Below are 14,680 nucleotides of genomic sequence, written 5' to 3' on the forward strand. Positions count from 1 at the left end.
CACAAAAGCTTGAGCTTCGATGAATAAGGAGATGAGCCGATGGAAGCTGTTCTGGAGCTAAACGGATTGACCAAAATTTACCCCAACCGGCGCGGCGTGGAAAATATTACGCTGCAAGTGCAGCGCGGAGATATTTACGGATTTTTCGGTCCGAACGGTGCCGGCAAGACGACCGTGATGAAAATCATTGCCGGACTGTGCCGGGCGGACCGGGGGCAGGTGCGCTTGTTCGGGCAAGATGCCTCAGCCGACTTCGTGAAAGCGATGAGCAAGGTGGGCGTACTTATCGAAACGGCGGATGCTTACGATTACATGAGCGGCTACAAAAATTTGGAGCTCGCGGCCCGGTTTTACCCGCAGCTGTCCCGCAAACGGATCGACGAGGTGCTGGATCTGGTCGGACTTGCCGCCTTCAAGCACGAAAAAGTAAGCCAATACTCGCTCGGCATGAAGCAGCGTTTGGGCGTGGCCGCGGCGATTCTGTCCGAGCCGGAGCTGCTTATATTGGATGAGCCGACGAACGGGCTCGATATCGAGGGCATGGTGGAGATGCGCGAATTGATTGCCCGGCTGGCCCGTGAACAGCACATTACGTTTTTCTTATCCAGTCATCTGATTACAGAGATGGAACAGCTGTGCAGCCGGATCGGCATTTTGTATAACGGAAGGCTGATTCGGGAAGATTTCGTAGCGGATATTGTCCGCGGCGCGAACCCGATGACGCTCGAGAATTATTTTATGGAACAAGTGCGTGAAGAAAGGAGGGCGGAAGTGCATGCCTAGTTTTTATGCGAATACGGTAAACGAGCTGGCGAAGCTGTTGGCCCGGCGCAAAACGGTTGTTTTTCTCGTCCTGACCGCCCTAATCCCGATTGCTGCGGCAGCTGCCGCCTCACGGCTTCAATTCGGCTTCGGCGTAGCGGCGCTGACCTCTGCGGATTTCCCGGTCGTCCTGCTTGGCTTTTATACTGCCGTCTACTTGCCGCTGCTGCTCTTCATGACGGCGTCCGATATGTTCGCCGGAGAAGCGGGCGACAAGACGATGAAGCTGCTTCTAACGCGGCCGATCACAAGATTTCAAGCGTTCGCATCTAAGTTGGCCGCCATACTTGGGTACACGGCGCTGCATTTGGCAATCGCCCTTATCGTATCGGTGACAAGCCTGCTGTTTCTGGGCGGCGGGGGGGCGGTTGTGCAGGGACTGGGCCGGACGGCCGCCGCTTATGTCACGGCGCTGCTGCCTCTGTTCACGCTCGGATTGGCCGCGGCTTTTATCGCCCAATTTTTCAAAAACGGCAGCGGCGCGCTGACGGTCTGCATTCTGCTGTACGCTTTGGCGAAGCTTGGCGCGTACTTCGTGCCTGCGCTGGCGGTGTATACCCCTGCGGCTTACACTGACTGGCATATGCTGTGGCTCGGAGCCTCGGTGGCGTCCGGCAAAATCCTGAACGTCTTTATGTTTCTGGCCGCTTGTTGTATATTGTTTTTTACAGGAGGCTATACCTTATTCGAGCGAAAACAATACTAGGAGACCGAAGCGATGTCCATCAAAGTCCGGTTGGTACTTTCCTATTTCATGATGCTTATTGTACCGGTTATCCTTGCCGGCGTAGCGTTTTTGATCATTGTCGCCGCTTTTTTCGGCGACGTCCAATCGCTGTACAACGTCGATACGAAACATAATCCCGTCAAAGAAGTGATTGAGAAGGAAGCCTCTATCAGCGCCGAATTGAAGCTTAAGACGGAGCAAGATCCCGATTCGCTGCTGAACCCGGCGGTAACGGCGCAATTCGAAGAGCGGCTCCGGCCGATCAATATGGGGCTGGTCGTACGGAAAAAAGATAGCATCGTCTATGTGTCCGAGAAGCTGAACAAGCCGGAGCTGCTTGGCAAATTGCCGCCATACGGGGCGGGGGATTCGGATCTCAATGCCCGGCCGATGAAGGACCGGGGCCCTTGGTTCTTATCCCGGCAGCAGGATTTCCGTTTTAAGGACGGCAGTCCGGGGAGTGCCTTTATCGCGACGGACATGAATTTTTTCGGCAAAATTTTCCGCACCTACACCTCGGCATTTTTTATTTCGCTGCTTGTTATTCTCGTGTTGACCAACGGCTTGCTGACGTATTGGGTGTCGCGCAGCGTGATTCGTCCGCTTCGTCAATTGCAGCGGGCGGCAGGCGAAATTCGCGAAGGCAATCTCGACTTTGAAGTCAATCCGCAGGCGAAGGATGAGATCGGCGAACTGGCGGTGTCCTTCGAGCAGATGCGCCGGAGGCTGAAGCAATCCGTCGAAGTGCAGCTCAAGTACGAAGAGAACCGCAAGGAGCTTATTTCCAACATCTCACACGATCTGAAAACGCCCGTGACCGCCATAAAAGGCTATGTCGAAGGCATAATGGACGGCGTATCGAACTCGCCGGATAAGCTGGACAAATATTTGAAAACGATCTATGCCAAAGCCGTTCAGATGGATCATCTGATCGATGAGCTGTTTTTGTTTTCCAAGCTGGATTTGAAGAAGCTGCCGTTTCATTTTGAACCGGTGCATTTGAACGCTTTTTTGCAGGACTGCACCCTCGACATGCAGCTGCACGCTGACATTGAAAAGAAAGGCGTCACGCTTCGGTTCGACGCTCCGGAGACGCAAGCTCCGGTATGGGTTACGGCCGACCGGGAGAAGCTGAAGCGGGTGCTGGTCAATTTGATCGGCAACGCCATCAAATATATGGATAAGGAAGAGGGACTCATCACGCTTCGGATGCAGTCCGACGGCGAACGGGTCATTGTGGAAGTCAGGGACAACGGGCAAGGCATTCCGCCGGAGGCGCTGCCGCATATTTTCGACCGGTTTTACCGGGCGGACCCGTCGCGGAACAGCGGCACCGGAGGCAGCGGGCTGGGCCTTGCCATTGCGAAGCATATTATCGAGGAGCACGGCGGCGTCATTCAGGCTAAAAGCACGCTTGGCGAAGGCACGAGCATTTATTTTACGCTCCATCAAATTACGGGCGGCGAGGGCTGAGCGATGAAAAATATTTTAATTATCGAAGACGAAACGAGCATTGCCGAGCTGGAAAGGGATTACTTGGAGATCAATGGGTATCAGGTCGATATGGAGCACAGCGGGGACGAGGGGCTGAAGAAGGCGCTCACGGGGAATTACGATCTGATCATTCTCGATCTGATGCTGCCCAAAGTAGACGGCTTCGAAATATGCCGGAAAATCCGCGACAAGCACGATATTCCGATTCTGATGGTATCCGCGAAAAAGGAAGAGATCGACAAAATCCGCGGCCTGGGCCTCGGCGCCGACGATTACATCATCAAGCCGTTCAGTCCGGGTGAGCTAGTCGCCCGTGTGAAGGCGCATCTGTCGCGCTACGATCGGCTGCTCGGCAGCCGGGCTCCGCAGACGGAGGAAATCCGCATCCGCGGCCTCCTTATCGACAAGTCGTCCCGCCGCGTGTTCGTGAACAATCAGGAAGTGACGTTTACGACCCGGGAGTTCGATCTGCTGACGTTTCTCGCCTCCAATCCGAACCGCGTGTTCAGCAAGGACCAGTTGTTCGAGCACATCTGGGGCTACGATTCGGTCGGCGATATCGCGACCGTCACCGTGCATATCCACAAGCTACGGGACAAAATCGAGCAGGACCCGTCCAATCCGCAGTATATCGATACGATCTGGGGCGCGGGTTACCGGTTTAAGATTTGAGGCGCGATGAAAAGATCCCGCACATGCTCTGAAAAGGAGCAGGCGGGATCTTGTTATTTGCGGGAGTGCGCGGGGCGTGCTTAATGGGACTGACCGCACCATGCAGGGTCGTGACACCGCGGCCGGGAAAGCGTGCAGCTCCGTGACGCCACGCCCAGAAAAGTGTACGTTGCGAAAATTAGAGGAACTCGGATGCGCTATCGTACCTTTTTACATTGGATCGCGGACGATAGAGGAACATGCGTTCCTTTATGTGTGTCGAAAAATATAATTTTGCCTTCGCACAGTCAGGTTAGCGCACCGCAGATGTCTTATTTTTCGAATCAATGCTCTTTCGCTGTCGTTAAGACATCGGCGTTCCTCTAAATTCTTCAAAGCTATTTGCTTACCGGCCGATGCTTCTTGACGGCGAGCCGCTTCCCGTCGAGCAGCTTCTTCACATCGGTCTGCGCGAGAAATACGCTGAGCAGCAGCAGCGCCGCGCCGACGTACCCTCTGGACGTCAACGTTTCCCCTGCAAAAACAAAAGCGAAGATCGCCGCGAACAACGGCTCCATGCCGAAAATCAGCGCCGCTCGGGTAGGCGAGGCGTACTTTTGCACGCTGGCTTGCAGAACGAAGGCGACGGCGCTGCATAAGACGCTCAGGCCGAGGATCGACGTCCAGGCGTCGAACGTATCCGGCAGCTTCGGCGTCTCCATCAGGAAGGAGAAGGACAGCGCCCACAGTCCGGCAAAACCGAGCTGCAGCACGCCGAGGGCGATCGCATCCCCCTGTTTGACGGCCGAGCCCGTAACGAGCATATGCACGGCGAAGAGCAACGAGCCGAGCAAGCAGTAAATATCCCCTTGATTGATCGTCAGCGACGAGGTCAGCGTCAGCAGGCCGATCCCGACGATGGCGAGTCCGATGCACAGAAGAAGGCGCGCCTCCGGTCTTTTTTTCAGGAAAAGGATCGACAGGATCGGAACGAAAATCACCGAGAGACCGACAAGAAAGCCTGCGTTCGAAGCGGAGGTCGACCGGACTCCGAAGGTGATGAATACGAAGCAGAGAAACAAGATCGAGCCCAACACAAAAGCCGAACTCACCGTCGACCAGCTGGCGCTCCTCACACGTTTATGAAAGACAAGTGCCGACAACAGAAATGCAATCAGCAGCCGCAAAGCAATAAGATTGAATGTCTCCAACGATTGCAATCCGACTTTGGTGAACAAATACGAAGACGCCCATAGCATCGTCGCTCCCAGCATCATCAAATCCGCTTTAACTTCCGTTCTCATCTGTCCGGCTCCCTACACGATATGTATTTACACATCGATTAGTATAACGGTACACTATGAATAAGAAAAATGAATGTTTATCATATAATATGTGAATTATTTTCATGAAAAGGAAGACGATCCATGTCATTGGCCAAATACGAAGTATTCAGTACGGTCGTCGAGTTGGGAAGCCTGACCCGGACGGCCGAGAAGCTCGGACTGACCCAATCGGCGGTTAGCCATGCCATCGCCAGTCTGGAGTCCGAGTGGGGCTTCACCCTGCTGACCCGGGGGCGCGCCGGAATCGGTCTGACGCCGAACGGAGCGCGCGTGTTGAAGCATGTCCGGGACATTATCCAGCGAAGCGAGCTGCTCAAGCAGGAGGTCGCTTCGATTCAAGGGCTGGAGACCGGAACGGTGCGGATCGGCACCTTCACGAGCATTTCCACCCAATGGCTGCCCGGCATCATGAAGCGGTTCCAGGCGGAGCACCCGGCGATCGAGATTAAGCTGCTGGAGGGCGACTACGACGAAATTAACGATTGGATTACGAGCGGCGCGGTCGATTTCGGCTTCGTTTCGTTAACGGCGGCCCGGCCTTTCGACATCATCCCGCTGACTAAGGACAACCTGCTCTGTATCGTGCCAGACGAGTCCCCTTACCGCGAGATGACTGTCATGTCGCTTGCCCAACTGCAAGCGGAGCCGTTCATTATGCCGAAGTGGGGCAAGGAAAGCGACCTGCTGCGCATCATCAAAGTGAACCGGCTGTCGCTGAACATCAAATACGAAGTGCTGGAAGATCAAGCGATCATGGCGATGGTGAAAAACGGGCTCGGGATCAGCATTTTGCCGGCGATGGTGCTGTACGAAGCGTTGGACGGCATTCACATGATCGGTCTCGAAGGCGATCCGTACCGCACGATCGTGCTCGCGGCCGTATCCTTCAAGCAGCTTTCCCCGGCTGCGCGAAAGTTCAAAAAGCATATCACAGCGTGGTTGAGCGAGCAGCAAGTATCGCTTTGACGGCACTGGCCCGCATGCCGAACGAAAGTCCAGGTTTCGAGCGTACCTCGGCCTGGACCTTATTTTTGTCCAAAAGAATCGTAAGAAAGTACATATCCTCGCGCCGAGCGATCGGCTACAATAAATAGAATATAGGGGAGGGATGACGGATGAAGGAACGTTCCAGCCGATTGGCGCTGTGGTATTCAGCTCCGGCCCGCAGGTGGGAGGAGGCGCTTCCTATTGGGGGCGGCCGGCTCGGCGGCATGGTGTTTGGCACGATAGGGCAGGAGAAAATTCAATTAAACGAAGATTCCGTCTGGTACGGTGGACCGAAAAAAGCGAACAATCCCGACGCGCGGGCGAACGTGCCGGAAGTTCGGCGGCTGCTGATGGAAGGCAAGCAGCAGGAAGCGGAGCATTTGGCCCGGATGGCGTTAATGTCGGCGCCCAAATATTTGCACCCGTACCAGCCGCTCGGCGATTTGCTCCTGTACATGCTCGGGCACGATAAGCCGCCGCAAGCTTACGAACGGGAGCTCGATCTGGAGCAGGCCCTCGTACGGGTCCGTTATGACATGGACGGCGTCCGCTATACCCGGGAATATTTCAGCAGCACGGTCCATCAGGTGCTGGCCGTCCGACTGACGGCGGACCGGCCCGGGAGCCTCACGTTCAGCACGCATATGATGCGCCGGCCGTTCGATATGGGCAGCCAAAAATACGGCGAAGACACGATGATCATGTACGGTGAGTGCGGTACGGAAGGCGTCAGCTTCAGCGCGGTCTTGAAAGCGATTGCTGAGGGTGGCGTCGTAAAGCCGATCGGCGACTTTATCTCGGTGGAGGGCGCGGATGCGGTAACCCTCTTGCTTGCAGCAGGCACGACGTTCCGGCATGACGATCCGAAAGCCGTCTGCCTGGAGCAGATAGCAAGGGCGGCATCACTGCCGTACGAAGAGTTGAAGCGCACGCATACGGAAGAGTACGCCCGCTATTTCCGACGGGTCGGATTGGAGCTGGCGAAGCCGGAGCCGGATGAGGCGGTGTCTTTGCCGACGGATGAACGGCTGCAGCGCGTGAAGGAAGGGCAGGACGATCCGGGATTGGTGGAAACCTTTTTCCAATTCGGGCGGTACTTGCTGCTGTCGTGTTCGCGTCCGGGCTCGCTCGCAGCTACGCTGCAGGGAATATGGAACGATAACTATACGCCGCCTTGGGAATCGAAGTATACGATTAATATTAACACGCAGATGAACTATTGGCCGGCGGAAGTGTGCCATTTGCAGGAGTGCCACGAGCCGTTGTTCGACTTGATCGAGCGGATGCGCGAAAGCGGCCGGGTCACGGCGCGGGAGGTATACGGCTGCGGCGGATTTATGGCGCACCACAACACGAATCTGTGGGGCGATACGCATGTAGAGGGCATTCCGGTTAGCGCCTCGATCTGGCCGATGGGCGCAGCTTGGCTGTCGCTTCATCTGTGGGAGCACTACCGCTTCGGGCTTGACCGTTCGTTCTTGGCGGACCGGGCGTATCCTCTCATGAAGGAAGCGGCGCAGTTCCTGCTGGACTATTTGCTGGAGGATGGGCAGGGACGGCTGTTATCGGGACCGTCGATATCGCCCGAGAACAAGTTCGTGCTGTCGAACGGAGTCACAGGCAATCTATGCATGGCGCCTGCGATGGATTCGCAGATCGCATTCACCTTGTTCGAGGCGTGCCGGGAAGCGGCCGCTACGCTCGACCAGGACGAGGCGTTCCGCCGGCGACTCGCGGAAGCCATGGTGAAGCTGCCGCAGCCCCAGATCGGACGGCACGGCCAGATCATAGAGTGGCTGGAGGATTACGAGGAGGCCGATCCGGGCCACCGCCACATCTCGCAGCTGTTCGCGCTGCATCCCGGCGAGATGATTCACCTTCACCGCACGCCGGAGCTGGCAGAGGCGGCCAAGCGGACGCTGGAGCGGCGTCTCGCGCACGGCGGAGGGCATACCGGCTGGAGCCGGGCGTGGATTATCAACTTCTGGGCCCGGCTCGGCGAAGGCGACAAGGCGTACGAGAACGTAGCGGCGCTGCTCGCCCAGTCGACGTATCCGAACCTGTTCGACGCGCATCCCCCGTTCCAGATTGATGGCAACTTCGGAGGCACGGCCGGGATCGCGGAAATGCTGCTGCAGTCCCACGGAGGGGAGCTGGCGCTGCTGCCGGCGCTGCCGAAGGCTTGGCCGGCGGGCCGCGTTTACGGGCTGCGGGCGCGCGGCGGCTACGAGGTCGGCCTGACTTGGGACGATCACCGGCTGACGGAAGCGACGATTCGCGCCGGGCATAGCGGCATATGTCAGGTTCGGACGCAGACGGCGGTGTCGGCCGTGGTGTCGGACGGCGCAGCGGTGACGTTCGAGGTCCGCGACGGCGTGCTGATGTTCGAGGCGGAAGGCGGGCGGACGTACGTGCTGAAGGGATAGAAGAAGCGCTGCCGACCGCAAGCTATCAAACTAAAGGGCAAGGAACGAATTCCGGAACCGCCGGAAGCGTACCTTGCCCTTTTCATTTCGCCGGACGCCGATTCGTCGGTACAAGCACCACGCTAAACGTAAGCCTTGCCTTTGGTCAGGATGCAGGGTACCCCGTTGCCGACGGCGCCCGGCTGGGACATTTTCTCGAGATACCGCAGTCCGCGCTGGCATTTGCGGCAGCGGGCGCACACATCCGAGGTGACCACCTTCATGTTGAACTTGGTTTTGTCGATGGACGACATCGGGACGTTCTTTTTGGCAGTTTTCGCTTTGCTCACAATCTTCATCTCCCGCGGCTTGGATGATGCATTCTATGAGTGGCCCGCCCGTTTGGTCACCGTGCCAGCAGGTGAAGGGGAGATTATTTATTTTTTTACATAATCCTCTATATACAGACACCATCTGACAAAGGTATAATTTAACACGGAAAATATTAGTAATGTAGTCCTGTAGAATTTATATCAGACATGTGATGGAAATATTTTATGGACGTTCCTAACGATTTCAAAAAAATTTCGATAATTTTTTTTGAATTTATTTATAGTACTGCTTGTTCTCCCTTTCGATGCTTCAACAACTGGTAAATATTCGTTTGACCCTCCAACAGGAACTAATCTCTTCCCACAACCTAGCGATAATAGTGGATTTACAAAATGGGATAACGGTAGAGATTATTAGCTATGAAGAGTACATAGTAAAGATCCTTATAACAATAAAAAATCATGAGAATGATCAAAATAGGAGGCCCACATGTCCAGAAAATATCGTAAACTTATTTCTTTCTTCTTGTGCTTTTCATTGCTTAGTTCGCTGTTCCTAATATTTGGTAGTGCGGCAGCGAATCCGTCGTTACTTGCCGTTACAGATACTCAGCAGAATGTAACACAGGCGGTATACCAATTTGTCTATGGTGCCAATGCTCAGATCGCTAAACCTGAATCCTCTTCTGCCGTTACTACAGAGTGGGGGGTATTTACTCTAGAGGAAGTTAATGAAATCCGCCAAACCTATACATCTCAGATGCTTCAGGCAACTGCTTATGATTACCCGAATCTAGCCAAATTGCTAACGCAAGAACAGCTTATCGAAATGCTGGCATGGACAGATGCTCAGGCTAAAGAGAAGGTCAAAGCTCTTCCGCAAGACGCCCAACAACGTTTGCAGAAATTAACGCCCATTACAGTAGACAAGCTAAAGCCTCCAGTCCCTCAACTGGTCGACCCTAAAGTAAAGGAAAATGTAACGCGTGACGTTTATCAAAGAAAAGCGATGTTTCGTTCTATGGCAGAAACATCCGGCTATGCGTATAAGGCTCCGGAAGACCCGCTTCCTTATAAAGTGAATACAGGTGATGGGGTTGATATGATCCATCGTTCAAGCATCCAAGAAGATGTGGATCTATTCCTGCCAGGAAAGCACGGCTTAGATTTGAAGTTAATAAGAAGGTATAATTCGATGATGTCGAATGTTGAGCATTTAGTGTTTATTGACGGACTTGAATATTGGAAGGTGGAAGGCGTTCAATTATCGTCTGTTCAGATCGCTCACGGATGGTACCTCAATATTCCGACCATCTCCGCAAAGTTGGAAAAAAACCTGAAAATGTGTAAATACGGAAATATAGGTAGATATTGCGGTGATGATTACACGCTAGATACAATAATCACGCTGGAGGATGGCACCACCTATAAGTTTAAAAAAAATGAGATTACACCATATAACCACCCCTATGCCAACGTCAAGTTGCAGCACGTATGGGCGGGCCGTTTGCTAACGATCGATGACCAAATTACATATTTTTTTGCTGATGAAAACCCGATCGTTATCAAGAGCAATCAGTTTGGAGATAAAATTATTTACGCATATACGAGTCCTGGCAGCTTGTTTACTATAACGGACTCTATGGGTAGAGAAATTCGCCTTCCCCTTGACGAAGCTACCCGCAGTATTAGCGGCTTTCAGGTATATGATGCAAATCGTAATCTGACTCATGACATACAATATAAAAAATCAAAGCATTCGATAGCTGGAGGTATTCCTGGCATCCGATTAGACAGCGTGTTCGATACAAAAATGAATCAAACACGGAAATCATATACCTACTACGATCTCGATTCGCCTCAATGGCAGGCTGATACCAATGACCGGGCTACAAAAGGAAACTACGAGTTTAATCTCGATGCAAGCGGTAACCCTATCTTGGATATCCGAGTGAATGGACAAGGTGTAGATTCAAACCGTATGCGTTCTTATGATTTACAAACCTCCGAAAACGTTAAGTTCATGTTGTTAAAAGAAGCAACGGACGATATGGGTTTTACGACGCAGTATGCTTATCAGGGTTACGATCCGAATTGGAAAAACTACGGAAATTATGAAGAGCAGAATCGTAGAAGAGGAACCATTCGTAATTATAGCGATCCTATTGTAATTACGTACAGCGGGTATCATCCGGTAGTTAACGTATACTATAAGTATACGAATAGCTCCGGGGAAACAAAGGTTTTAACCGAATCCGTTTCTGGAAATAGCACGGCGGCTCCCGAGATTTGGCTTTATTCCAAAATTGGCAATCCTCGCGGGGACTTTCATTTAACTCGAAGCGGCTCTTACCGCGGTGGAGACACGGTTGAAACTACGGTTTCATATGATTATAAAACCTATACGGATGCCATAACACGCAAATTTTTCATCAATAAAGAAAACTTCTTACTGCGTTCTGAAAATCATCAAGTAGCGGAGCCTTCGCCGCTTTCGTCCATTTCAAGTGATGGAACCCAGTACACGATCGCTTCCTCAGAGATGACGACGTATCAATACGATGAGGGAAAAACTAAGCCCTACCTCGTTAAACGTTGGGGAAATGGTATAACCAATGATACGAAGCCTCAACAAATACGGGATTTTTTGATGAATGGAACCCATGACGTACCAGCTTCGTTAGCGAATTATGCCGTTTTTCAAAAGAACGAATATAACGCTATGGGATTTCTGATAAAGCAGGAAGATTCGCAAGGCAATCGAACGGAATGGGCCTACAACGGGATTTACAACCAAATCAGCCAGTTGAAGAAAACATCCGCGGATGGTCGCACGGTTCATCAGGAAGATTACGAGTATGATACAACGACAACCAAGATGTGCTACGACTCTGAAATTAAAGGGATGAAACCATGTAGTCCCGTCTATGGCTTTTTGAAAAAAGCGACTAAGAAAGAGATGTATCCGAATCCGTCGAATCCTGGTGAAACGTATACGGATACGATTGTAACGGACTATGAATACGACCTGGGAAAATTGGTACCGAATATAATTAGAGAAACCAGTTCTGGAAATCAGTACAATCAACAGCCGCTCGCAACGGAAAAAGCGGTGGAGTACGATGGCAGCGGACTTCATGTACTGAAAGAAACGGTGAAGGCTTCACTTGCCGATGGCGGAGAACAGACTCCTATTACGTTATCCTACGGATACGACTTAAGAGACAGGCTCCGCGTGCAGTCGTATCCTGACGGCAGCCGGGCTGAGATGGAATACGATTTCAAGGATAGACTGACGCAAAGCAAATTCGTCCCAGCCTCAGGAAATCAGGCTGAAAGTCGGACAACGACTTACACGTACGATGATGCCCAGCGGAAAGTAACCAAAAAACTTCCCGAAGGTTCGTATACCTTTACGAGCTATACGCCTTATGGAGAAGTAGAAAAATTAGAGCAGCGGTCCCTGGAAGGCAAAGACCGCACAGTGCTGACTGCTAAAACCGACAGCACGGGAAAGCTGGTCCTGCAAAAGCTTCCTTACGGTCAAGATTCGTTGAAAACGACGTACACCTATGGGCCGATGGGCGTGAAGACGGAGACAAATGCAGCGTCGGAAACCAGAACCGCGACTTATGCAAACGCAGCATTTAATAGTTTGATGAGCCAATTGCAGCGCACGACCAAGACCGTAGAACCAGACGGAAAGGAGACTTGGACCTATACCGATCCATATGGGCGTACGATCAAGCAAATCGAGAAAAGTCCGAGCAAAGAACGAACGACGATATTCTCGTATAATTCACTAGGTCAAGTCATAGAGAAGCAAGTACAAAGTGGTGGGAAGAGCCAGACGACTCGCTTCCGTTATGACGGTTCGGGAAATCTGGCGTATCTGCAGGATGACGCGGGACAGGTGTATACGTATGTGTACAACCGTTTTGGGAAAGTGATTGCTCAGTATATTGACGGAACTGTACAGAAGCAAACGAAGTATAATGAATTAGCATGGCCGTTGGTTAAAACGAATGCAGGCGGTGCGCGGGAGAAGTACGAATATAAGAACAATGGCTTAACCAGCAAATACATCGATAAGGCTGGTCAAACATACCAATATTCGTATACGTCATATAACGAACCGAACCGTACAAGTATTACAAATTCGTCTGGTGGGGAAATCTACTGGCTACAACAAGATTATGCTCCGATGACCCGCCTGATAGAAGGAATGAGGAACAGCGAGAATGAAACGCTGAATTACTCTTATGATGAATGGAAGCGGATGAAGGGCCAGACTGTTGGCGGGCGTTATTATGAAATGGGTTACGATGCTTATGATCGGATGGACCGATTAACTTATCCCGATAACAAAGTGGTAACCTATGGGTACGATACAATGAATCGGACTACATCGGTATCCTATCCAGATATGATGACGATAACCCCCTCCTACCGGACGGCGACCAATGAAAATATTTATACGATCGGTTACCCAAATGGGCAGAGCCAAGAAAAGAAAAAGGATGCGTTTAAGGAGCTGACCTCCCAGAAATTTAATAACTGGACAGAAACGTTTGGATATGATGGATTCGGGAATATAAGCAGTATCAATCGCAATGGTACGAATTACGGATTTGTGTATGATGGGTTGAATCGTATTAAGGAAGAGAGCCTTCCAAGCGGAAAGAACAATTACACGTATGATAATAAGGGTAACCGATTGACTATGGAAACAGTCAGTTCGATTGCACTTCCAGAAAACGATCAGAGCTATACCTATAATGCAATGAACCAATTGAAAACATTTAATAACAACAGTGGTAAGCAAGCAACGTACAGCTACTATGGCGACGGGTTGCGGGCAACGAAAACGGTCAATGGCAATTTTACGCGTTATGTGTACTTGAATGGCAAAGTGATTGAGGAATTGGATGGGAACGGCAATGTAAAGGCCCGGAACATCTGGGGGAACGAGCTGCTGTGGAGACAAGACAACACGACAGCAAAGTCGGGGTACTATTTCTACAACGGTCACGGTGATGTAGTTGCGATTAAAGACGCCGCGGGGAATATTATTAATACGTATAACTACGATATTTGGGGTAACGTACTGAGCAAGACAGAGGGAATGAATAATCCGTATCGTTACACAGGCGAGCCGCAGGATGACGAGAGTGGGTTAATTTACCTTAGAGCGAGGTATTATGACCCGACCGTAGGCCGTTTTATGAGTCAGGATACGTATGAAGGGAAGCTTGATAACCCACTGAGCTTGAATTTGTATACGTATGTGTTGAATAACCCTTTACGTTACAAGGACTCGACGGGTAATTTTGCCGAGGAAGATACAAGCCTTGGTGGTGGAGGAGGGCTTCCAGGCCCATCTATTGGCATTGGAGGAACTTCAAAAGGATCTACTGGTAGGGCACGTTCGCAAAACATTCGAGTTGCTCCCCAACCAGTTGAGGAGCCTGTATTAACTCAAATGACGGTACAAGCCGAGGCTAATGCTTTGAGAAGTGCTGCTAATAAGGCTGAGGGGAAGGGTAATGGTGGCCCCGCTTATGGTAAGAAATCTGTACCAGAAGGTCCTTATCGTGAAGTTGACGGTTATCCAGTTAAAGTAAAACATGGGGATCAGGAAAAACATATCGTAGGTACACCTAACTACAAACAAGAATTGTCAAATGGTAAAAACAAGAGCACCTTCTATGGGGATAATAAGACCGCACAAGAATTACTCGATAGTTATGCAGGCAAAGGCGATATGTTCAAACCTGGGCGAGAAAGGGTTGAATTTGGTAAACCTATAGGGGAGTATTACAATAGAGATACTGGTTTGTATGAAGAAACGACAAAAGGAATTATTCATTATGGCAAAGATGGTGCACACATTGTTCCATCAGCGCCTTAAAACAG

At 51.4% G+C, this 14,680-nt stretch carries 9 protein-coding genes; 7 read left to right on the forward strand and 2 right to left on the reverse strand.

The window, feature by feature from the left end:
- The first annotated feature begins 39 nt into the window (after window positions 1–39).
- Genes ET33_RS12790 through ET33_RS12805 form a run of 4 tightly spaced genes read left to right on the forward strand, consistent with a single transcriptional unit; the run spans window position 40 to window position 3,715 of the window.
- Window positions 40–783 carry an ABC transporter ATP-binding protein gene (locus ET33_RS12790; RefSeq protein WP_036681504.1) on the forward strand — a complete coding sequence of 248 codons (744 nt, stop codon included), beginning with the start codon at window positions 40–42 and terminating at the stop codon, window positions 781–783.
- On the forward strand, window positions 776–1,528 hold the full coding sequence (locus ET33_RS12795; RefSeq protein ID WP_036681506.1) for an ABC transporter permease: 753 nt from the start codon (window positions 776–778) through the stop codon (window positions 1,526–1,528). The genes ET33_RS12790 and ET33_RS12795 overlap by 8 nt, the downstream gene beginning before the upstream one ends.
- Before the next feature lie 12 nt (window positions 1,529–1,540).
- The gene (locus tag ET33_RS12800) at window positions 1,541–3,022 is read left to right on the forward strand and encodes a sensor histidine kinase (RefSeq protein WP_036681508.1); all 1,482 of its coding nucleotides are present in this window, start codon (window positions 1,541–1,543) and stop codon (window positions 3,020–3,022) included.
- 3 nt (window positions 3,023–3,025) lie between these two features.
- Window positions 3,026–3,715 carry a response regulator transcription factor gene (locus tag ET33_RS12805; protein WP_036681510.1) on the forward strand — a complete coding sequence of 230 codons (690 nt, stop codon included), beginning with the start codon at window positions 3,026–3,028 and terminating at the stop codon, window positions 3,713–3,715.
- Window positions 3,716–4,092: 377 nt separating this feature from the next.
- Here the strand turns inward: ET33_RS12805 and ET33_RS12810 are convergent, their stop codons facing one another.
- Window positions 4,093–4,998, reverse strand: coding sequence for a DMT family transporter (locus ET33_RS12810; protein ID WP_036681513.1), 906 nt, complete (start codon window positions 4,996–4,998; stop codon window positions 4,093–4,095).
- 123 nt (window positions 4,999–5,121) lie between these two features.
- Between ET33_RS12810 and ET33_RS12815 the strand changes: the two genes are divergently transcribed.
- The gene (locus ET33_RS12815; RefSeq protein WP_036681515.1) at window positions 5,122–6,006 is read left to right on the forward strand and encodes a LysR family transcriptional regulator; all 885 of its coding nucleotides are present in this window, start codon (window positions 5,122–5,124) and stop codon (window positions 6,004–6,006) included.
- A 149-nt stretch (window positions 6,007–6,155) separates the two neighbouring features.
- Window positions 6,156–8,453: a glycoside hydrolase family 95 protein gene (locus tag ET33_RS12820; protein WP_036681519.1), complete on the forward strand. Its 2,298-nt coding sequence runs from the start codon at window positions 6,156–6,158 to the stop codon at window positions 8,451–8,453.
- Window positions 8,454–8,575: 122 nt separating this feature from the next.
- On the opposite strand, the gene ET33_RS12825 is transcribed toward ET33_RS12820, so the two are convergent.
- Window positions 8,576–8,791, reverse strand: a complete 216-nt coding sequence (locus tag ET33_RS12825) for a hypothetical protein (RefSeq protein WP_036681522.1) — start codon at window positions 8,789–8,791, stop codon at window positions 8,576–8,578.
- A 463-nt stretch (window positions 8,792–9,254) separates the two neighbouring features.
- On the opposite strand from ET33_RS12825, the gene ET33_RS12830 reads away from it, so the two are divergent.
- On the forward strand, window positions 9,255–14,675 hold the full coding sequence (locus ET33_RS12830; protein ID WP_036681525.1) for an RHS repeat-associated core domain-containing protein: 5,421 nt from the start codon (window positions 9,255–9,257) through the stop codon (window positions 14,673–14,675).
- The last annotated feature ends 5 nt before the right edge of the window (window positions 14,676–14,680 follow it).

Source organism: Paenibacillus tyrphae (assembly GCF_000722545.1).
Lineage (GTDB): Bacteria > Bacillota > Bacilli > Paenibacillales > NBRC-103111 > Paenibacillus_G > Paenibacillus_G tyrfis.